Origin of the sequence: Ensifer sp., from assembly GCF_035999185.1 — a bacterium.
Lineage (GTDB): Bacteria > Pseudomonadota > Alphaproteobacteria > Rhizobiales > Rhizobiaceae > Ensifer.
Window position 1 is genome coordinate 1 of the sequence record NZ_DASYHB010000070.1, and the last position, 21,445, is coordinate 21,445.

The 21,445-nt window shown below is 62.2% G+C and carries 19 protein-coding genes, 1 tRNA gene, 1 pseudogene and 1 riboswitch; of the genes and pseudogenes, 18 read left to right on the forward strand and 3 right to left on the reverse strand.

All coding sequences use genetic code 11. The features are described 5' to 3' along the window. The first annotated feature begins 6 nt into the window (after positions 1-6). A riboswitch (SAM riboswitch) is annotated at positions 7-84 on the forward strand. A 62-nt stretch (positions 85-146) separates the two neighbouring features. From metA to VGO04_RS07165, 7 genes and pseudogenes are all read left to right on the forward strand, one after another. Continuing rightward, on the forward strand, positions 147-1,079 hold the full coding sequence (gene metA / locus VGO04_RS07135; protein WP_327495260.1) for a homoserine O-acetyltransferase MetA: 933 nt from the start codon (positions 147-149) through the stop codon (positions 1,077-1,079). 3 nt (positions 1,080-1,082) lie between these two features. After that, positions 1,083-2,267 (forward strand): VWA domain-containing protein, encoded by a 1,185-nt coding sequence (locus VGO04_RS07140; protein ID WP_327495261.1) that lies wholly within the window; start codon positions 1,083-1,085, stop codon positions 2,265-2,267. 263 nt (positions 2,268-2,530) lie between these two features. After that, on the forward strand, positions 2,531-3,547 hold the full coding sequence (locus VGO04_RS07145) for an aldose epimerase family protein (RefSeq protein WP_327495280.1): 1,017 nt from the start codon (positions 2,531-2,533) through the stop codon (positions 3,545-3,547). Positions 3,548-3,678: 131 nt separating this feature from the next. Next, positions 3,679-4,191, forward strand: coding sequence for an RNA polymerase sigma factor (locus VGO04_RS07150; RefSeq protein ID WP_327495262.1), 513 nt, complete (start codon positions 3,679-3,681; stop codon positions 4,189-4,191). A gap of 85 nt (positions 4,192-4,276) precedes the next feature. Then, positions 4,277-4,438 (forward strand): annotated as a pseudogene (locus VGO04_RS07155) (FecR/PupR family sigma factor regulator); the annotation flags it as partial. Positions 4,439-4,570: 132 nt separating this feature from the next. Further along, on the forward strand, positions 4,571-5,302 hold the full coding sequence (locus VGO04_RS07160; RefSeq protein WP_327495281.1) for a FecR family protein: 732 nt from the start codon (positions 4,571-4,573) through the stop codon (positions 5,300-5,302). A 132-nt stretch (positions 5,303-5,434) separates the two neighbouring features. Next, positions 5,435-8,425: a TonB-dependent receptor gene (locus VGO04_RS07165; protein ID WP_327495263.1), complete on the forward strand. Its 2,991-nt coding sequence runs from the start codon at positions 5,435-5,437 to the stop codon at positions 8,423-8,425. A 160-nt stretch (positions 8,426-8,585) separates the two neighbouring features. Here the strand turns inward: VGO04_RS07165 and VGO04_RS07170 are convergent. Then, a tRNA-Gly gene (locus tag VGO04_RS07170) sits at positions 8,586-8,660 on the reverse strand. 251 nt (positions 8,661-8,911) lie between these two features. Here VGO04_RS07170 and VGO04_RS07175 point away from each other — a divergent pair. The 5 genes from VGO04_RS07175 (at position 8,912) to VGO04_RS07195 (ending at position 11,998) form a co-directional block, all read left to right on the forward strand. Continuing rightward, a complete protein-coding gene (locus VGO04_RS07175) occupies positions 8,912-9,421 on the forward strand; it encodes a prolyl-tRNA synthetase associated domain-containing protein (protein WP_327495264.1) in 510 nt (169 codons plus the stop codon). A gap of 58 nt (positions 9,422-9,479) precedes the next feature. Next, positions 9,480-10,454, forward strand: a complete 975-nt coding sequence (gene trxA, locus VGO04_RS07180; protein ID WP_327495265.1) for a thioredoxin — start codon at positions 9,480-9,482, stop codon at positions 10,452-10,454. Positions 10,455-10,645: 191 nt separating this feature from the next. Further along, positions 10,646-11,326 (forward strand): LON peptidase substrate-binding domain-containing protein, encoded by a 681-nt coding sequence (locus VGO04_RS07185; RefSeq protein WP_223725839.1) that lies wholly within the window; start codon positions 10,646-10,648, stop codon positions 11,324-11,326. A gap of 10 nt (positions 11,327-11,336) precedes the next feature. Then, positions 11,337-11,525, forward strand: a complete 189-nt coding sequence (locus tag VGO04_RS07190; protein ID WP_034802755.1) for a Trm112 family protein — start codon at positions 11,337-11,339, stop codon at positions 11,523-11,525. Positions 11,526-11,605: 80 nt separating this feature from the next. Then, positions 11,606-11,998, forward strand: coding sequence for a hypothetical protein (locus VGO04_RS07195; protein WP_327495266.1), 393 nt, complete (start codon positions 11,606-11,608; stop codon positions 11,996-11,998). 9 nt (positions 11,999-12,007) lie between these two features. On the opposite strand, the gene VGO04_RS07200 is transcribed toward VGO04_RS07195, so the two are convergent. Then, complete coding sequence (locus tag VGO04_RS07200; protein ID WP_327495267.1) at positions 12,008-13,222, reverse strand: ubiquinone biosynthesis hydroxylase; 1,215 nt, start codon at positions 13,220-13,222, stop codon at positions 12,008-12,010. 85 nt (positions 13,223-13,307) lie between these two features. Here VGO04_RS07200 and tesB point away from each other — a divergent pair, with 85 nt between their 5' ends. The 6 genes from tesB to VGO04_RS07230 all read left to right on the forward strand — a co-directional run bounded on the left by tesB (position 13,308) and on the right by VGO04_RS07230 (position 20,845). Then, positions 13,308-14,192: an acyl-CoA thioesterase II gene (gene tesB / locus VGO04_RS07205; protein ID WP_327495268.1), complete on the forward strand. Its 885-nt coding sequence runs from the start codon at positions 13,308-13,310 to the stop codon at positions 14,190-14,192. Between the two features lie 237 nt (positions 14,193-14,429). Next, positions 14,430-14,768: a P-II family nitrogen regulator gene (locus VGO04_RS07210; protein ID WP_034802765.1), complete on the forward strand. Its 339-nt coding sequence runs from the start codon at positions 14,430-14,432 to the stop codon at positions 14,766-14,768. Between the two features lie 27 nt (positions 14,769-14,795). Beyond that, positions 14,796-16,160 carry an ammonium transporter gene (locus VGO04_RS07215; RefSeq protein ID WP_327495269.1) on the forward strand — a complete coding sequence of 455 codons (1,365 nt, stop codon included), beginning with the start codon at positions 14,796-14,798 and terminating at the stop codon, positions 16,158-16,160. Positions 16,161-16,394: 234 nt separating this feature from the next. Beyond that, complete coding sequence (locus VGO04_RS07220; RefSeq protein ID WP_327495270.1) at positions 16,395-19,049, forward strand: DNA translocase FtsK; 2,655 nt, start codon at positions 16,395-16,397, stop codon at positions 19,047-19,049. Positions 19,050-19,188: 139 nt separating this feature from the next. Beyond that, positions 19,189-19,851 (forward strand): outer membrane lipoprotein carrier protein LolA, encoded by a 663-nt coding sequence (locus VGO04_RS07225; protein WP_327495271.1) that lies wholly within the window; start codon positions 19,189-19,191, stop codon positions 19,849-19,851. Between the two features lie 187 nt (positions 19,852-20,038). Further along, entirely contained in the window at positions 20,039-20,845 is an 807-nt protein-coding gene (locus VGO04_RS07230) for an exodeoxyribonuclease III (RefSeq protein ID WP_327495272.1), read from the forward strand. 117 nt (positions 20,846-20,962) lie between these two features. On the opposite strand, the gene VGO04_RS07235 is transcribed toward VGO04_RS07230, so the two are convergent. Then, positions 20,963-21,418 (reverse strand): Crp/Fnr family transcriptional regulator, encoded by a 456-nt coding sequence (locus VGO04_RS07235; protein WP_327495273.1) that lies wholly within the window; start codon positions 21,416-21,418, stop codon positions 20,963-20,965. Between the last annotated feature and the right edge of the window lie 27 nt (positions 21,419-21,445).

The following is a 21,445-nucleotide window of genomic DNA, read 5'->3' on the forward strand; positions in this document are numbered from 1 at the left end:
CGCTATCAAATTCCCCGTGGTGATTTGGCCGGCCGGCTTGCAGCCACGTTAAACAAGTCGCTAAAGGGCCGAGGAAAGTTGGATTTCCGAGGACCGGTCGCGATCAATCGCCGCCGGTTTTTTTGTATTGATCGAGTGGAAACCCCATGCCCATCAAGATACCCGATACGCTGCCCGCCTTCGAAACCCTCACGACCGAGGGTGTGCGGGTGATGACCGAGACCGTGGCGATCCGTCAGGATATCCGCCCGCTCCAGATCGGGCTGCTGAACCTCATGCCGAACAAGATCAAGACCGAGATCCAGATGGCGCGCCTGATCGGCGCCTCGCCGCTGCAGGTCGAGCTGTCGCTGATCCGCATCGGCGCCCACCGGGCAAAGAACACCTCCGAAGATCACCTGCTCGCCTTCTACGAGACCTGGGAAGAGGTGAAGGACCGCAAGTTCGACGGCTTCATCATAACGGGCGCACCGGTCGAGACGCTGGAATACGAGAACGTCACCTATTGGGACGAACTGAAGCGCATCCTCGACTGGACAGAGACCAACGTGCATTCGACGCTCAACGTCTGCTGGGGCGCGATGGCGGCGATCTACCATTTCCACGCCGTGCCGAAGTATCCGCTCAACGAGAAGGCTTTCGGCGTCTACCGCCACCAGAACCTCAATCGATCCTCGGTCTACCTCAACGGTTTTTCCGACGATTTTGCGGTTCCCGTCTCGCGCTGGACCGAAGTCCGGCGCGCCGACATCGACCAGGTGCCGAGCCTCGAAATCCTGATGGAATCAAAGGAGATGGGCGTCTGCCTCGTGCATGAGAAGAAGGGCAACCGGCTCTACATGTTCAACCACGTGGAGTATGATTCCACCTCGCTGTCGGACGAATACTTCCGGGACGTGGACGCCGGCGTGCCGATCAAGATGCCGCACGACTATTTCCCGCACAATGATCCGACCCTGCCGCCACAGAACCGCTGGCGAAGCCACGCGCATCTCTTCTTCGGCAACTGGATCAACGAGATGTACCAGACGACGCCCTACGATCTCAAAGAAATCGGCACCGGAGAAAGCCGAGGCTGACCGATGTTCATCCCCTTCTTCCTCGAACTCAAGGCGGCGAAAGTCCCGGTCACGCTCCGGGAATTCCTCTCCTTGATCGAGGGGATGGAGGCGGGCATCGCCACCTTCGACGTCGAGGCCTTCTACTACCTGGCGCGCACGGCGCTGGTGAAGGACGAGCGTCATATCGACCGCTTCGACCGGGTGTTCCAGCATTGCTTTTCCGGGCTCGAGGCGGTCAATCCCCTGGAAGCCGGCGAAGAGGCCGTCATCCCCGAGGACTGGCTGCGCAAGCTTGCGGAAAAACACCTGACCGAGGAAGAAAAGCGCCTGATCGAATCCCTCGGCGGCTTCGACAAGCTGATGGAAACCCTGCGGCAGCGGCTAAGCGAACAAAAGGGCCGGCATCAGGGCGGCTCGAAATGGATCGGCACCGCCGGCACCTCCCCCTTCGGCGCCTATGGCTATAACCCTGAGGGTGTCAGGATCGGCCAGGACCAGTCGCGCCACCGCCGCGCCGTCAAGGTCTGGGACCGACGCGAATTCAAAGACTATGACGATACGGTCGAGCTTGGCACGCGCAACATCAAGGTGGCGCTGAAGCGGCTCCGGCGCTGGGTGCGCCAGGGGGCGGCCGACGAACTCGACCTTTCCGGCACGATCCGCGCGACCGCCGAACACGGCTATCTCGACGTGGTGACCCGGCCAGAACGGCGCAATGCCGTGAAGCTCCTGATGTTCTTCGACGTCGGCGGCTCGATGGACGATCACATCCGCATCGTCGAAGAGCTGTTTTCAGCGGCCCGCGGTGAGTTCCGCCACATGGAGCATTTCTACTTCCACAACTGCGTCTACGAAGGCCTGTGGAAGGACAATCGCCGACGCCGTGCCGACATCACGCGCACCACCGACGTGCTGCGCACCTATGGCGGCGACTACCGCGCCATCTTTGTCGGCGACGCCTCGATGAGCCCTTACGAGATCAGCCACCCCGGCGGTTCGGTGGAACATTGGAACGACGAGGCCGGCGCGCTCTGGCTGTCGCGGATGACTGCGCATTTTCCGCGCTCGATCTGGATCAATCCTGTGCCGGAACAGCACTGGGGCTACACCCAGTCGATCGCCATGGTGAAGAGCCTGTTCGAGGGACGCATGTTTCCCTTGACTCTTGCCGGGCTGCAGGATGCGACCAAGCAGCTATCGCGTTGACGCGACTGCAGAAGGGTCGTTGTAGCACCTTGAATAGCTGGATGTTTTTGCCCTCGGGCCGGAGACGGCGCCAGGCCGCATTTAGTATGATTTTCTGGTTGCCGTGCCCATGGAAATGACGCAGGTTGCTGCGATCGCACCGCTGCATGTTTCCTTGGATCCCAACTGAGCCAAGGGCAAAACATGCAGCAATTCGAAAGTGTACAGCGACCTTTGCGCGTCTGGGGAGACGCGCGGCGCTGTAGAGGGAGTAAGCGGTGAGCATGCATCAGAGCACGGAAATCTTCGGCCACCTGCCATCCGGCGAGCCGGTCTATCGTGTGGTGCTCACCGGCGGCGGCCTGACCGCCCATGTGCTCACGTGGGGCTCGGTGATCCAGGACCTGCGGCTCGAAGGCCATGAGCCGCCGCTGGTACTCGGGTTCACCGACCTTGAAAGCTACCTCGCTCATTCGCCCTATCTTGGCGCAACGCCTGGGCGCTCAGCCAACCGGATCGGCAACGGACGCTTCACGCTTGACGGCGAGGCCTACCAGCTCGAACTGAACGAGAAGGGCGTCACGCACCTGCATGGCGGCAGCGACAATATCGGCAAGCGCAACTGGACGATCGTCAGCCAATCGCCCGACAGCGTGACGCTTGTAATCACCGATCCCGATGGGCGCGCCGGTTATCCCGGCAATTGCACCGTTACCTGCACCTACGCGCTGAAGCCTGACGGCGTCCTGAGCGTCGTCTACGAGAGTGCGACCGACCGGGCCACGCTCGCCAACGTCTGCCAGCACAGCTACTTCAACCTCGACGGCAGCGCCGACGCACTCGGCCACGATATCATGGTCGCCGCCGACCACTATCTGCCGACCAACGAGCTGCAGGTGCCGACGGGCGAGATCCGCCCGGTCGAAGGCACCGCCTTCGATCTCCGGGAAATGACGCCGCTCCGCCGCCAGACCGAGGGCGAACGCATCAGTTACGACCACAATTTCTGTCTTTCGGACGAGCGCATGGCGAAACATTCCGTGGCGCTTGCCCGCAGCATCAATTCCGGTGTCTCACTCGAAGTGCTGACCACCGAGCCCGGCGTGCAGCTCTACACGGGCGCCAAGCTGAACATCCCCGTCCCCGGCCTCGAAGGCCGCCGCTACGGCCCGTTTGCCGGCTTCTGCCTGGAAACCCAGGTCTGGCCAGATGCCATCAACCATGCCGGCTTCCCGAACGCGGTGCTGCGCCCAGGCGAAACGCGCCGGCAAGAGACCGATTACGTCTTCATGAAAAGCTGATCTGGCTGCGACCGTGAAAGCGCCTGGCACTTTCACGCGAGAAATCGCTTGAAAATACATGAGTAAAAAAGTTAAGTATTCCCCGTTGGGGCAGGGCATGTGCTGTCCGTGTGAATTCGGACTGCTGAACTATGACTGCGGGGGACAAAGACAAGCGCAAAGCGATCTACATCGCCCACCGTCCCGCGCTTCTGGCCTACGCCCGTCTGCTCTCAGGTTCACGAGCCGAGGCAGAAGATCTGGTCCAGGAAGCGTTTATCCGCTTCTCGCCGGAGCATGCCGACACCGCGCTCTCGCCACGGGCTTACCTCGTGCGCATCATCCGAAACCTTGCCTTCAATCTGAAGAAGCGCAGGCGCTACGAAAGCCAGCAGGCATCCGACAACCTGCCGTTCTGGGGGCGGCCGCAGCCGGTCGACACCCCTGAGCAACACGTTCTTTTCGGCGACCAGGTCCGCAGCGCCACGTCGATTCTCGCAGCCATGTCCGATGACGCCAGAACGATTGTCGAGATGTACCGGTTTGACGGCTACACATTGCAGGAAATTGCCGATCGTCTCGACCTGTCCGTCGCCACGGTGCATCGTATGCTGAAGACGGCGATGGCAGAGCTTGCCGAGCGCATGGACGCAGGGGTCGGATAGCCGGCGATGCAGATGAACCGATCCTCCGGCGGCAAGCGTTAACCGCCTCTCCCGCATGATGCGCTGTAAAGAGATATTGAAAGCGATGACATCAGTTGGCGACAACGACAGCGGTAAGCCGCCCTCGGCCGTGGAACAGGCGGCTGAGTGGCTGTTGCAGCTCCGTGAGCGGCCCGAGGATGCCGATCTTTGTCGACGCTTCGAGGCGTGGCGCTCCCAATCGCCGGAACATCACGCTGCCTGGGACAAAACGGCGGCGATGTGGGACGCCCTCGGGGCAGCGCCCTCTCAATACCAACGCCTTTCTCCGGCACGGGACGCCGCCGCCGCACCTCGCCGGCTGGCGCGACGAAGCGGGCGATCATCGAAACCTGCTTGGATGGGTTCCCTCGCTCGGCCCAAGCTGGCGGGTGCTGCCGCCGCGATTGCAGTCTGCGTCGCGCTGTTTCTCGGTCCCACCGTCATGCTCCGGCTCCAGGCCGACGAAGTAACCGCGAAGGCCGAATCACGAACCCTCACGCTCAAGGACGGAAGCACGGTCGTGCTCGCCGCCGATAGCGCCATCAAATCCACCTTTGCTGAAAATCGGCGGGAGGTCACGCTTCTTGCCGGCGAAGCCTTCTTTGACGTCGCGGCAGACGGTCGCCCGTTTGTCGTTGCGGCCGGCGACGTCGAGGTCGAGGTCCTGGGAACCGCCTTCGACGTCAAGATGACCTCGGCAGGCACGGATATCGCCCTGGCGCACGGAGAGGTCAGGACGCGCTTCGGTAGCGCCATGCGCTCGCAGGCAAAGCTTCTTCCCGGCGACATGATTCGTATCGATCACGACAGCGGCGCCGGCACGCGGGCGACGATCGCCGTCGACGACATCGCACGCTGGCGCGAGGGGCGCCTCTATGTCGCCGACGAGACGATCGGTTCGGTCGTCGAGACAATCCAACGCTACCATCCAGCCTGGATCACCATTCCAGATCGCGGCCTTTCCTCCAAGCGGGTCAGCGGCATCTACGACCTCACCAAACCCGACCAGGCCCTGCGCGCACTCGTCGGTCCCTATGGCGGCAAGGTGCGGTCCCTGTCCCCGCTTCTGCGTGTGGTCACCCGCCTCTGATAAAACACGACAATAAAATTCAAGTTTTTTCGAGAACCCGGCTCGAAAGCTGAAAAATATGCTGCCGCACTTTGTCTTCCGTTCTGAGGCGCTGCGCACCTGGGCGTCTGCAGATCAGGAGAGAGTACTGAAATGGCATCCGTGGTACCGGCACGCTCATTCGCCGATAATGCAAGACGTTTAAACCTGACCCGCTGCGCCGGCCTTTTGGCAACGACGGCACTCGCATTGTTCTGGACAGCCACGACGCTCGAAGCGCAAACGGCATCCGGCGGATCGGTCCCCTCTTCCCAAGGTCGCCCAAGCGAAGCGACCCATGACTTCAACATCCCCGCCCAGCCGCTTGCAAGCGCCCTCAGCGCCTTCAGCCGCCAGACCGGATTGCAGATTTCTCAGCCCGCAGCCATCGGCCGGGGCGTCACCTCAACTGCGGTGACCGGCCGCCATACGACGCGGCAGGCGCTTCAGCTCCTGTTGCAGGGCAGCGGCATCCAGTTCCATCTGAGCGACGACAATGCCGCGGTGCTCGGGCAAGGCGCGGCGCCAACGGGTGATACACGCCTACCGGAGGGCGTCACGCAACTCGATGCCATCGCCGTTCGCGGCGGCCGAGTCGGCAGTGCTGCGAAGGACGTGTTCACCGCATCGAAGTCCTCCGTCTACATTTCATCGGAGACGATCGAGCGCTTCAGCCACCGGACCGCCGGCGACATGCTCAAGGGACAGCCGGGCGTCCAGGTGGGCGACAGCCGCAATGGCGGTGGCCTCGATGTCAACATTCGCGGGGTCCAGGGCCAAGGCCGCGTCGCTGTGACTGTCGACGGCGGCCAGCAGGCGCTCGACACCTATCGCGGCTATGCGGGCACGCAGCAGCGAAGCTACATCGACCCTGACCTGATCGGCGGCGTGCTGATCAACAAGGGTCCGAGCCTTGCAGCCGGCGCCTCCGGCGCCATCGGCGGCACCGTCGAAATGCAGACGATCGGCGTTTCCGACATTCTCAAGGACGGCGAAAACTTCGGCATCAGGCTGAAAGGCGACATCTCGGACAACGGCATCTCGCCGCAGGAACCGCGTAGCGGCGTGCCGCGCTGGGAAAAACACAGCGCCAACGCCCGCACCGATCGTGGCAACATCTTCAACTCCGATGCCAAGTCGGGAAGTGCTGCGGTCGCCTACAGCAACGAATACTTCGATCTTGTCGGCGCCTTCGCGAAACGCAACGAGGGCAACTACTTCGCCGGATCGCATGGCCGTGACCGCTATCGCATCTTCACGCCCCAACGACGCTGGGACGGCAGCACCTATCTCTATGAGGAACAGTCCGTCGCCAAGGTCTACAAGGAGGGCGAAGAGGTCATGAACACCTCGAGCAACACCGAATCGGTGCTGCTCAAGGCCACGATCCGCCCGACCGACGAACAAACACTCGACGTCGGCTATCGCCATTTCGACGGCCGCTTTGGCGAGATCATGCCCTCGGTCATCTTCCGCGGCAGCAAGGACACCCTCGGCCAATGGCCGCTCGGCTCGATGAAGATCGACGCCCTCAACGCCCGCTACGCCTACGACCCCGCCGACAATGACCTGATCAACGTCAAGGCCAATATCTGGATGACAGATGCGAGCAGCGAATTGCTGAACGGCGGACCGATGGTTCCCCGGTCGCAACGCTCCGACTTCGACAACGACTATGGCTGGGCGCGCCAGGAGAACCGCCGCTGGGGCATCGACGCCAGCAACCGGGCTGAGTTCGACACCGGCCTCGGTGCGGCGACGCTCGACTTCGGCGCCTCGTTCATGAACGAGACCATCCGCCCCGCCGACGGCGTCGTCATCACCCTGGATGACCGCAACAACAACCGGATCCTGCGTGACGGCGACCGCCAGGAGGGCAGCCTCTCAGGGCAATTCACGCTGCAGCCGACGGATACGCTCTCGGTCCGCCTTGGCGGGCGCTATGTCAGGTTCAACAGCCAGGACAACAACCGGCATTCGCAAGCGATCTACGAAAAAAGATCCTACAGAAACATCCTGCTCAAGGATGGAAACAGCTGGGTGGCCAATGCCTTTTGGTTCGCCGACAAGGACGGCAACTTCACCGACGCCACCAACCCGCTGCTGAACGACGGCAAGGCGACCACCTATGCCGACAATTCCGAGGTCAGGATCGGCGACCTCAAGTACACCTCGACCACGGTCTATGCACCGCAGGTCGCCGACTTCGTAAAAGAGTACAAATACGGCGACCAACTCAAGCGCAACGATGGCGGCTTCGCGCCGGCCTTCGGCATCAGCCACAACATCACCGAAGACACTCTCGTCTATGTGAACTATACCGAGGGCCTGCGTATGCCGGGCCTGTTCGAATCCTCGCAAGGGACGCTGCAGGTCATGCAATCCGCCACGCTGAAGCCGGAGCGGTCCCGCGCCTGGGAAATCGGCGCAAGCACGGTGGCGTCGGATCTCCTGTCGCCCGGCGACACCGCCGGCCTCAAGCTTGCCTACTTCAACACAAAGATCGACGACTACATCACCCGCTTCTACAACCCTGCGGGCAACGGCATGATGCTGATGGGCAACGCCGAAAGCTTCAAGGTGTCCGGCCTTGAACTGCAGGCAAACTACGACGAAGGTCGTTTCTTCGCCGACCTTTCGACCACCTACTATTTTAAGGCGGAAACCTGCGACCCTGTCGTGGCCGCCCAGCTGCGTGCCGCAGCCAGCCAGTATAATCCAACCCACAACACGCCGAACTGCACCCCAGGCGGCTTCAGCGGCTCCTACGCCAATACGCAGAACCCGCCCAAGGTTGCCGTAAACGTCACGGCCGGCGCACGCTTCCTCGACGAAACGCTGACGATTGGCGGCCGCATGACCTACACCAGCGGTCCCGTGGAAAAACTCGACCAGCCCTGGCAGAAGAATGTCACCGCAGCCCAGGTCTATTACCACCCGGTCGCCGTCTTCGATGCGTTCCTCGCCTATGAACTGCGCGAAGATGCCGTGTTGAACCTGTCTGTCGAAAACCTCACCGACCGGTATTATCTCGACCCGCTGGCACAAAGCATGATGCCGGCACCGGGACGGACCTTCCGCGCCGGTCTGACGATGAAATTCTGATCGGCCTGCAGATGCCTTGCGAAACGGTGTGGTGAGCCCGCACCGTTTCAGATCTGATCACGGCAGTGACCGGAACGGTTGGCGCCAGACCAGACGAAATGGCGGCTAGGCATCGGCCGCGCCGATAATTACATTTCAAATTCAAGTGGTTGGGAGAAAATGGAGCGGGTGAGGCGATTCGAACGCCCGACCCCAACCTTGGCAAGGTTGTGCTCTACCCCTGAGCTACACCCGCTCATCAACCTCGGCCCGGGGGTAGTCGGTGGACCGCGGCGTCGGCGCTGTCTTGCGGCGACGGGCGGTATATGGCCTAAGCGATTTTGGAATGCAACAGGGAAATGACGAGAAATCGAATATTTTTTGGGAGACCCCGCGCAAAGCCCGGAAATGCCGCGTTTTTGGCCGGCGTCGCCGCCTGTGAGATTGCACCCCGATGGGCTTCTCCCCTAAAGCAGAATGCAAATGGACGTCCAAGGGATGAGAATCATGCGTGAATCACAGCCGAAAACCGCCAAAGACCTCTTTCATTTTCTCGATGGGCTCGGGATCGAGCATAAGACCAAGAACCACGAACCGGTGTTCACGGTCGCCGAATCGGTGGCGCTGCGCGACGAGATCCCCGGCGGCCATACGAAAAACCTCTTCGTGAAGGACAAGAAGGACAACTACTTCCTTTTGACCGTCGAGGAGCACGCGACGGTGGACCTGAAGACTGTGCATCAGGTAATCGGTGCGGCAAGCAAGGTGTCCTTCGGCAAGCCGGAAAAGCTGATGGAGTATCTCGGCGTCATTCCGGGTGCGGTGACCGCGTTCGGCGCGATCAACGACATCCAGGGCAACGTCAAGGTCATCATCGACGAGGAACTGATGAAGTTCGACATCGTCAATTGCCATCCGCTTTCCAATGACGCGACGACTTCAATTGCGTCCAAGGATCTGCTGCGCTTCATGGAAGCGACCGGGCACGAACCGCTTGTCTTGAAAGTCACGGCCTGACATACGATCTTTGGCGCGAATGCAGTATGCTGGACGACGTGCCGGCGAGGAGAGAAGAATGACGGGCAGCGACAATCCCTATGCAGGGTCCTTCGGCACTCAGATGACGGCCTCGGCGTCCTTCGGCCAGCCAGCGCCGGCCGCGGCGTCGAGCGGTGACCTGATCAAGGAAACGACCACCGCCAACTTCACCAAGGACGTGCTTGACGCCTCCCGGCAGCAGCCGGTCCTCGTCGACTTCTGGGCCCCCTGGTGCGGGCCCTGCAAGCAGTTGACGCCGGTCATCGAAAAGGTGGTCACGGAAGCTGCAGGCCGCGTCAAGCTGGTCAAGATGAACATCGACGACCACCCGTCGATCGCCGGCCAGCTCGGCATCCAGTCGATCCCTGCCGTCATCGCCTTCGTCGGCGGGCGCCCGGTCGATGGCTTCATGGGTGCCGTTCCCGAAAGCCAGATCAAGCAGTTCATCGAAAAGATCGCAGGCCCCGCCGTCGATGACAGCAAGGCTGAGATCGAAGCGGTCCTCGCAGATGCCAAGGCGCTCATCGATGCCGGCGACGCGCAGAATGCTGCCGGCCTCTTCGGCGCCGTACTGCAGGCCGATCCCGAAAACGTCGTGGCGATCGCCGGCATGGTCGATTGCATGATCGCACTCGGCCAGCTCGCTGAAGCCCGCGAAGCGCTTTCCAGCCTGCCGGAAGACCTTGCCAAGGACGCTGGCATCGCAGCCATCGGCAAGAAACTCGACCAGATCGAGGAAGCCCGCAAGCTCGGCGACCCCAACGAGTTCGAGCGCCGCCTTGCCGCCAATCCGGACGATCATGAAGCGCGCGTGCTGCTCGCCAAGATCCGCAATGTCGAAGGCGACCGTACGGCTGCCGCCGATCACCTGTTGACGATCATGAAGCGCGACCGGACTTTCGATGACGATGGCGCCCGCCGCGAGCTGCTTTCCTTCTTCGAGGTCTGGGGCCCGAAGGACCCGGCAACGATCGCAGCGCGACGCAAGCTGTCGTCGATCCTGTTTTCCTGAACCATCGGGTTTTGCCGGATGGGGGCGGCATCCGCCCCCATTTGCATATCGACGGATCGCCGCGATCCACATTCACCCATGAAGATCGGCGCGTTCCTCCCTTGAGATTTTCGGGGAGCGCACCATTTCTTCATCTGGTTGACCACGCTTCCTTGGCGGGGCAAGAGCGCATACCTGCAGGGTCTATCGGAATGCACGTCGGAAATGCACGTTACCTCGGTCCCAAGGACTTGCCGGAGATCATTCCGGTGTTTCCGCTGACCGGTGCGTTGCTGCTTCCAGGCGCCCAGCTGCCGCTCAACATCTTCGAACCGCGCTATCTCGCCATGCTCGATGACGCGCTGTCCGGCAACCGCCTGATCGGCATCGTGCAGCCATCGTTCTGCGAAGGCCGCAACGAGACGGCTACCGGCCCGATGCAGGCGCTCTGCGAGGTCGGCTGCATTGGCCGCATCACCTCTTTTGCCGAAACCGGCGACGGTCGCTACATCACCTCGCTGACCGGGGTCTGCCGCTACCGGCTGTTTTCCGAAGTCGGCGGCACGCGCGGCTACCGGCGCTTCCGCATCGGCCCCTTTGCCGCCGACCTTGAAAACCGCGACGACGAGACCCTCGTCGACCGGGCAGCGCTGTTGGCCGCCTTCAAGGCCTACCTCGAAGCCAACAAGCTGAAGGCCGACTGGGAAAGCGTCGAACGGGCGAGCAACCGCACGCTGGTCAACTCCATGGCGATGATGTCGCCCTATGGGCCGGCGGAAAAGCAGGCGCTGCTAGAAGCACCCGACCTCAAGACCCGCGCGGAAACCCTGATCGCCATCACCGAAATCGTGCTTGCGCGCGACTTCGGCGATATGGACAGCATTTTGCAGTGAGCGGCGAACCATGGATATCAACGCCAGCAAGGTCGACCCGAAACTGCTTGAACTGCTCGTCTGCCCCTTGACCAAGGGGCGCCTCAGCTACCACGCCGAAGCCAATGAACTGATCTCGGAAAAAGCCCGCCTCGCCTATCCGATCCGCGACGGCGTGCCGATCATGCTGATCTCTGAAGCGCGCAAGATCGAGGATTGACGCCGCGCGCGCCCCTTTTGACGATCAATCAATGAATAGCTCCTAAGCTTCCTCAGCTATCGGCAGCTCAGCGGGCTTCCATGAACATCTGGCATTACATCGTTGCGTTCATGGCGTTGACCACGCTCGGCACGGCCGTCCATATCTTTCGCTCGTCGTTCAATTTCATTCCCGATCGCTTCAATGCAGCACCCGGCCACTTCTGGCGCAATCACGCCATCGACGACATGCTGAGTGCGAACTATGGCTTCTGGGACATGGTCGCCGGGACTGAATACGACGAGGATGGTTTCTACGAATTCTTCAGTCGCAGAAACCTGCGCATCTGCTGCACGTGGACCATCGCTGTCGGCATGACCTTGCTATTGTCGTACCAGGATCTTGAGGACCGCTTCGTCGCCATCGTCGACGCCGCACCCGGTTGGCTCTGGTCCCTCTTTGTCTACCGGATCGAGAACCTGACCCTCTTTTGAGCCAGCCGATCAGATCGGCTGGCCCGACAGCAGGCGCGGATCCGTCTCGCCGGCGATGCCGGCCGCCTGGCGGATGAAGAAGCTCTTGAGCGACGGCAGGCGATCGACCAGACCGAGGCCGAAATCGCGGGCGATCCTGACGGGCGTGATGTCGTTTGAAAACAGCCGGTTAAGCACATCGGTCGTCACGCCCATCCGGAACGTGTCGAAGCGCCGCCAGCTCTGGTAGCGCTCGAGCACGGCAAGCGAACCGATGTCGAGCCCAAGGCGATCCGCCTCGACGATCGTCTCGGCAAGCGCTGCCACGTCCTTGAAGCCGAGGTTGAGCCCCTGTCCCGAGATCGGATGAATGCCGTGAGCAGCATCACCGGCAAGCGCAAAGCGCGGCTTGACGAAGTCGCGCGCAAGCGTCAGGCCGAGCGGGAAGGCCCGCCGGCCGCCGACCACCTTCAAGTGCCCAAGCTTGTGGCCGAAGCGGCGTTCCAGCTCCTCCTCGAACAGGAAATCGTCGCCCTTGACCAGGCGTTCGGCGTCCGCGCTGCGCTCGGTCCAGACCAGCGACGAACGATTGTTTTTCAGCGGCAGGGTCGCAAACGGGCCGGCAGGAAGAAAATGTTCCTCGGCCGTGCCGTCATGCGGTCGCTCGTGCTCGACCGTGGTGACGATGCCGGACTGGCCGTAGTCGAATTCGACCGTCTTGATGCCAGCGGCATCGCGCAGCTTCGAGCGCACGCCGTCGCAGGCGACCAGCAAGCGCGCCTGCAATTGCTCGCCGCCGGCCAGCGTCACCGCGACCGAATGGTCGCCGCTGCTGAAGGTCTCGACCATGGTAGACTGGCGTATGGCGACGCCAATCGCTTCACCGGCCGAACGCAAGGCGCCGACCATCGCGGTATTCGGCACCATGTGAGCGAAGGGCCGGTCCTCACCGACATCGCCATCGAAGGTCAGAAATACGGGGCGCACCGGATCGGCCGCCTTCGAATCGGTAATCACCATGCGGCGAATCGGCTCGGCTTCCGGCGCGATCTGATCCCAGACGCCGAGCACGTCGAGCATCCGCTCGGCGGCCGACGCCACGGCCGAGGCACGCTCGTCCTTCTTCCAGGCACCTTCCGGCGCACCGTCGATCACCATCACGTCCAGGTGCGGCGCCGCCTTCTTGAGCGACACCGCAAGAGAAAGGCCGACATAGCCGCCACCGGCAATCAGGACATCGAGCATCGGCTTTCTCCGTCGCACTTGAGCATCGTTTTATGTCTATATAGATCAATGCCATCGACGTTCCTACCATCGGAGACTGCCGAAAATGTCGCGCCCCACCGAGACCGCCACTCCCATGGATGCGCTGCTCGCCATTCTCGATCTCGAGAAGCTTGAGGAAAACCTGTTCCGCGGCTTGAGCCCCCAGGTCGGCTGGCAGCGCGTCTTCGGTGGCCAGGTGATCGGCCAGGCACTGGTGGCAGCGCAGCGCACGGTCGACGCGGACCGCTTCGTCCATTCGCTGCACGCCTATTTCATGCGGCCGGGTGACCCGTCGGTGCCGATCATCTACGAGGTCGACCGCATCCGGGATGGTTCGAGCTTCGCCACCCGGCGGGTGGTCGCCATTCAGCACGGCAAGGCGATCTTCTCGATGTCGGCCTCGTTCCAGTATGACGAGGACGGCTTCGACCACCAGATCGAGATGCCCAAGCTTGCCATGCCCGAGACCTTGCCGGGCGAGCAGGAACTGAAGGAAAAATTCCTTGTCCACGCGCCGGAAGCCATCCGCCGCTACTGGGAGCGGCCGCGGCCGATCGAGATCCGCCCCGCCTCCTTCGAGCATTATTTCACCCGCAACGACGGCAAACCGATCCAGGACGTCTGGGTCAAGGCCGTCGGTACGGTGCCTGACGAGCGCCACATCCAGGCGGCGATCCTTGCCTATCTCTCCGACATGACGCTGCTCGACACCTCGCTCTATGCGCATGGCACGTCGGTCTTCGACCGCAACCTGCAGGTGGCAAGCCTCGATCATGCCATGTGGTTCCACCGCCCCTGCAAGATGGACGACTGGCTGCTCTACACCCAGGACAGTCCGAGTGCACATGGTGCCCGCGGGATGACCAGAGGCAGCCTTTTTACGCGTTCCGGCGTCCTGATCGCCTCCGTCGCCCAGGAAGGGTTGATCCGGAAAAAGGCAACTGAATAGAAAACGGGCATCTTTTTCAATCTGCCTATTTTTTAATCTTCTGAATTGACGATTTTTTGATGCGCCGCAGCAATATTGCTGCGGCGTTCGTTTTTAATGTTATTTTTCATATACTTATAGCAGGCGTTCGAATCTGGCACGCCCCTTGAATGTCATTGTCCGGTTGCACGGCGCTTGGGGCGCTCCGCAGCAAGGAGAGACGGCCTCCGGCCGGAGGCGAACAAGGATGGAAACCAGATGAAAATTGTGATGGCCATTATCAAGCCGTTCAAGCTCGATGAGGTTCGCGAAGCCCTCACTGCTGTCGGCATCCAGGGCCTGACCGTGACCGAAGTCAAAGGCTACGGCCGCCAGAAGGGACATACCGAAATTTACCGCGGCACCGAATACGCCGTGAGCTTCCTGCCGAAACTGAAGGTCGAGATCGCAGTTCCTTCGGAGCTCGTCGACAAGGCCGTGGAAGCAATCGCCGCGGCTGCCAAGACCGGCCAGATCGGCGACGGCAAGATCTTCGTCTACGCCATTGACCATGCGGTGCGCATTCGCACCGGCGAAACCGATTCAGAAGCGTTGTAAACCACGCCGTTCAGGGAGCACTACTCGATGTCATCACTTAAACTTTCCACCTCTCTTGGACGCCTGGGCGCAATGACCGCCGCCCTGCTTGCGCCGGCTGTGGCCTTCGCGCAGGAAGCAGCGCCCGCCGCAACCGCAGCGGCTGCCGCTGCGCCGGTTCCGGACAAGGCGGACACGGCCTTCATGTTCATCTCCACGCTTCTCGTCTTCTTCATGCTGATCCCGGGCCTTGCCCTCTTCTACGGCGGCCTCGTGCGCGCCAAGAACATGCTCTCGGTCCTGATGCAGTGCACCGTCATCGGCGCGACGATGATGATCGTCTGGGTCGTCTACGGTTACTCGTTCGCCTTTGGCGGCTCGACCAGCCCCTATTTCGGCGGCTTCGCCAAGATGTTCCTCGCCGGCGTTACCGGTGAGACGACGTCAGCCACCTTCTCGGAAGGCGTCGTCATTCCGGAATACATCTTCATGCTCTTCCAGATGACCTTCGCGGCGCTGACGCCGGCGCTGATCATCGGCGCCTTCGCCGAGCGCATCAAGTTCTCGGCAGCCGTGCTCTTCTCCGTGCTCTGGGCGACCTTCGTCTACTTCCCGATCGCCCACATGGTCTGGGACGGCAACGGCCTGCTCTTCGGCATGGGCGCGCTTGACTTCGCCGGCGGCACCGTCGTCCACATCAACGCCGGCGTGGCAGGCCTCATTGGCGCGATCATGGTCGGCAAGCGCACCGGCTATGGCCGCGACATGATGGCACCGCACTCCATGACGTTGACGCTGGTCGGTGCGGCGATGCTCTGGTTCGGCTGGTTCGGCTTCAACGCCGGCTCCAACCTCGAAGCCTCGGGCGGCGCGATGCTCGCGACCGTCAACACCTTCCTGGCAACGGCCGCCGCCATCCTCTCCTGGTCGGCAGTCGAAACCTTTACCCGCGGCAAGGCCTCGATGCTGGGCGCTGCCTCGGGCATGATCGCCGGCCTCGTCGCCATCACGCCTGCCGCCGGCATTGCCGGCCCGATGGGCGCGATCGTCATGGGCGTGATCGTCTCGCCGCTTTGCTACTTCTTCGTCTCGGTCGTGAAGAACAAGTTCCACTATGACGACACGGCAGACGTCTTCGGCGTCCACGGCGTTGGCGGCTTCTTCGGTGCGCTTGCCACCGGCATCTTCGCCTCCTCGTCGCTCGGCGGCATCGGCTATGCCGACGGCGTCACCATGGGCGGCCAGTTCATGACGCAGCTGACCGCCGTCGCCATCACCATCGTCTGGTGCGGCGTCGTCTCGGTCATCCTCTACAAGGTGGTGGACGCGATCGTCGGCCTCAGGGTCTCCGTCGAAGCCGAGCGCGAAGGTCTCGACCTTTCGTCCCACGGCGAAGCCGCCTACCACAGCTAAACGGATCGCGGCGCTTGAAACGGGCGCCGCCACCAGTCCCGTCGCGATCCGCCCCACGCGGATCGCTCTTGGCCCGGATCGCAAGGTCCGGGCTTTTTTTGCCCTTACACATGCCTGACCACCGCTATTTTAGCGGCATCTACGCATGGTTAATGTCGCATTAACCGTACTCCGCTTAGGTTGATTCTCAAGGCGCGCAATGCGCCCTGAAGATCGAGACGGGCAGCAGGCAACATGAGCAGAAGCAATCCGGCAGCGCTTGACAGCCGTTCCAACCGGTTCGTGCTAACCACATTCGTTTGGCGGCAGATCGCGTCGCTGGCGGGCTTTGCGCTGTTCGGCGCACTGGCGCTGGCAATCGCGGCATTGTCGACATGGAACGTCGCCGACCCAAGCTTCTCCTACGCCACTTCTGAAGCACCCACCAACGTGCTCGGTTATACCGGCGCTGCCTTCGCCGACATCTTCATGCAGTTCTTCGGCCTTGCCAGCGTCGTCGCGCTGTTGCCGGCGGTTGCCTGGGCACTGGTGCTGATCGGCGGCAAGCGCTTTGACAAGATTTTCAAGCGCCTCGCCTTCTGGTTCATTGGCTCCGTACTTTCGGGCGCAGCGCTCAGCTGCGTTCCCGCCCCGATCACCTGGCCATTGCCAAACGGTCTCGGTGGCGTCTTCGGCGACATGATCCTGCGCTTCCCGGCACTTTTCACCGGCGCCTTCCCGACAGGCACGCTCGCAACGGTGCTTGCCTGCATCTTTGCGGCACCCGCCGCCTGGTGCCTTGTCTACAGCGCCGGCCTGATCGGCGTCAGCGACGAAGACGAAGAGGAAGAGATTGTCGAACCGACCCCCAGCAAGGCGCGTACCGTGCGCGACGAACTGGACGAGGACGACAGCGAAGGCCCCTTCACCCTGCTGATGGGCTCCTTTGCCCACATGCGCTATACCGTGCAGGCGCGCGTTCGGCGCATCTTCGGCATGAGCGGTACACGCAGTTCGCCCAAGCGCGAGTATGACGAGCCCTATGATTTCAACAATGACGAGTTCGGCACGCTGAACGAGCCGGTGCGCCCGAAGCCGATGGCCGCCGGCGACCGCATCGAACCCTCGCTCGATCGCTCCGAGCGCCGCGTCCTCACGCCGCCGCCGATCATGGCCGACGACGAGGACGATGACCTTCCCTTCGACATCGACGAGCGTCGTCCAGCCGGCATCCTGCCCGATGACGAGGACGATGATCCGGCATCCGACTGGGCGCCGCGGGCAGCGCCGCCGAAACAGGGTCTGCCGAAATCGGGCTCGCGGGTCGCAACGCCGGCGCCGCGGCCGAAGGCGGGCCAGCGGCTCGATCGCGAAGCTCAACGCTCGTTTGTCGAAGACGATGGCGACTTCACACTGCCGCCGATGCATTTCCTGGCCGAGCCGAAGAACGTCAGCCGCGACGCCTCGCTCTCGCCCGATGCGCTGGAGCAGAACGCCCGCATGCTCGAAGGCGTGCTTGAGGATTTCGGCGTCAAGGGCGAGATCATCCACGTGCGCCCGGGCCCGGTGGTTACCCTCTACGAACTGGAGCCGGCACCCGGCATCAAGTCCTCCCGCGTCATCGGCCTTGCCGACGATATCGCCCGCTCGATGAGCGCGATCGCTGCCCGCGTTGCCGTCGTTCCTGGCCGCAACGCCATCGGCATCGAGTTGCCGAACCAACGGCGCGAAACCGTCTACCTGCGCGAACTCATCGGCTCGCGCGACTTCGAGAGCTCCAAGGCGCGCCTCGCCATGGCGCTCGGCAAGACGATCGGCGGCGAGCCGGTCGTTGCCGATCTCGCCAAGATGCCGCATCTGCTGGTCGCCGGTACCACCGGTTCGGGTAAGTCGGTCGCGATCAACACCATGATCCTGTCGCTGATCTACCGGCTGCGCCCGGACCAGTGCCGCCTGATCATGATCGATCCGAAAATGCTCGAACTCTCCGTCTATGACGGCATTCCGCACCTGCTTTCGCCCGTCGTCACCGATCCGAAGAAGGCGGTGGTCGCGCTGAAGTGGACCGTGCGCGAGATGGAAGAGCGCTACAAGAAGATGTCGAAGATCGGCGTGCGCAACATCGACGGCTTCAACAGCCGCGTCGAGCAGGCGCTGGCCAAGGGCGAGCAGATCACCCGCACGGTGCAGACCGGCTTCGACCGCCAGACCGGCGAAGCGATGTACGAGACGGAAGAGTTCGATCTGGCGCCGATGCCCTATATCGTCGTCATCATCGACGAAATGGCCGACCTGATGATGGTCGCCGGCAAGGACATCGAAGGCGCCGTCCAGCGCCTCGCCCAGATGGCGCGTGCCGCCGGTATCCACGTCATCATGGCGACGCAGCGCCCTTCGGTCGACGTCATCACCGGTACGATCAAGGCCAACTTCCCGACCCGCATCTCCTTCCAGGTGACCTCGAAGATCGACAGCCGCACGATCCTTGGCGAACAGGGTGCCGAACAGCTGCTCGGCATGGGCGACATGCTTTACATGGCCGGCGGCGGGCGCATCCAGCGTGTCCACGGTCCCTTCGTCTCCGACACCGAAGTCGAGGAAGTCGTCGCCTATCTCAAGACCCAGGGCGTGCCGCAGTATCTCGACGCCATCACCGAGGATGACGACGAGGACGGCGAAGGCGGTGGTCCGTCCGGCACCTCCAACCTCGCCGATTCGGACGACCCCTACGACCAGGCGGTCGCCGTCGTGCTGCGTGACGGCAAGGCCTCCACCTCCTACGTTCAACGCCGCCTCGGGATCGGTTACAATCGTGCCGCATCGCTGATCGAGCGCATGGAGCAGGAAGGCATCATCGGCCCGGCAAACCACGCCGGAAAACGCGAGATCCTGGTTCCAACCGAAGAGTAGATCCATTTCGGCGGGCTTTTGGAACGGCAGGCGAAACCGATAACGGTCATGTGAGAGTGCGAGCCGAAAAGCTCGAAAAAGGTGCCTTGAAGGCGCCGCACTTGCGCTCCAGATGATCTGGTAAATGAAGGAGACTGAGATGACAGAGACCAAGACAGGCGAGCGCAACCACCCGGTAATGACGCGCCGCCTTTTCGTGTGCGGGCTTGCGGCAATCGCCGGCGCCGGTAGCACCGGTCTCGACGTCACCCAAGCCTTTGCACAGGCACCGGGCGCCGCCCAGAAAATCGCCGATCACTTCTCTTCGGTGAAGACGATGGCCGGCGAATTCGTGCAGTTCGGCCCCCGCGGCGAACAGACCGGCGGCAAATTCTACATCCGTCGACCCGGCCGCATCCGCTTCAACTACGAGTCGCCTTCGCCGATGCGCGTCATTGCCGACGGCAAATCGGTTGTCATCGGCAACATGAAGCTGAAGACCTGGGATATCTATCCGCTGTCGAAGACACCGCTCAACCTGCTGCTCAGCGAGAAGATCGACCTCAGCGGCAAGATGGTGCGCGGCGTCAAGGAAGAGTCCGATCTCATCACCATCGTGCTTGGCGACCGCTCGATCTTCGGCGATTCGACCATCACCATGATGTTCGACCCCAAGACCTACGATCTGCGCCAATGGACGATCACCGACGCGCAGAAAAAGGACACCTCGGTCATGATCTTCAACGTCCAGACCGGCATGGCGCTCGACGACAAGGTCTTTCAGATCCCCTACGACGAGGTCCGCAACAAGAAGGGCGGCTGAGCAATCTCACCCGCCCGATTGGTCGATATGAGGCCGCCCGCCGTGGTGCGGCCTTTTTTTCATGCCTTGCCTCTGCTCCATTCCTTGTCTCGCCGCACCGGACCTGCTTAAAGCTCGGATCAGACATCCATCTCAAGCCGGCCTTCCTTTCGCGAACGCCCGGCATCAGCCGATCAGGGAATGACGAATGGCCCTTTCCGTCGCCACGTGGAACATCAATTCCGTTCGCCTGCGCATGCCGCTCGTCGAGCATCTCTTGAAGACCTGGCAGCCGGATATCCTCTGCCTGCAGGAAACCAAGTGCCCGAACGACCAGTTCCCCTCCAAGCCCCTGAAGGCGCTCGGCTACAATCACATCGAGATGCACGGCCAGAAGGGCTATCACGGCGTTGCCACGATCTCGCGGCTGCCGCTGACGGAACTGACCGACCGCCGCGACTATTGCGGTGTCGGCGATGCGCGCCACCTCTCGGTCGTCTTTGACGCCGGCGGCAAGAAGATCCGGCTGCACAATTTCTACGTTCCGGCAGGCGGCGACGAGCCGGATCGCAGCATCAATCCGAAATTCGGCCACAAGCTCGATTTCGTCGAGGAGATGAAGCTGCTGCATGCGGAAGCCGACGCCGGGATTTCGTCGATCCTCGTCGGCGACCTCAACATCGCGCCGCTGGAAGACGACGTCTGGTCGCACAAGCAGCTCCTGAAGATCGTCAGCCACACGCCGATCGAAACCGAAGGGCTGACGACGGTCATGAACGGCGGCGGATGGGTCGACCTGATGCGCCAGCACACGCCGTCGCCGACCAAGCTCTACACCTGGTGGAGCTACCGAGCGAAGGATTGGGAAGCGGCAGATCGCGGCCGCCGGCTCGACCACATCTGGTCATCGGCGGATCTCGCCCCAGCGCTGAAGCATGTCGACATCCTGCGCGAGGCCCGCGGCTGGGAGCGGCCCTCCGACCACGTGCCGGTGATTGCGCATTTCGACATCTAAGGCCTGTCGCGCAAAGCGCGCAGCGGTGTTGCGACAACGACAAGCTATAAATCAAAGGGCCGAAGCGCAAGGCGCGAACCTTAGGGATCGCGCCGCGCTTTGACGTCGGCTGCCGCGTCAGGCGAAGCGGCCGGCAAGTGCTCCGGCTCTGCGGATCATGGCCTGCAGGTTCTCGCGGATCCGTGCTTCCACAAGCTCCGCCACCTCCGGGTACTCTTCCAGCATGCGCCGGAACAGCGGCCGGTTGATGCGGATCACTTCGCTGTCTTCCTCGGCGGTTGCCGTGAACTTGCGTTCGACCATCGAGATCAGCGCCAGCTCTGACAGCAAAGCTCCGCGGCCGACCATCGAGACCGTCGCTACGGAGCCATCGATGCCGGCTTTTGACAAGGAGAGCGTGCCGCTCGCAATCGCATAAGCGCAATCGGCCGGCGCACCCTCGCGAAACAGTTCCTGCCCCCTAAAGATACGGCGGCGTTCTGCTCCGAAAGCGATCAGCCGCAGCTTGTCCTCGCTGATATCGGCAAACAGCGGCACGTTGGACAGAAGCACGATGTCGTCGTTGAGCGCCAAGCGGCTAACCTCCCGCGGCCACGCCGC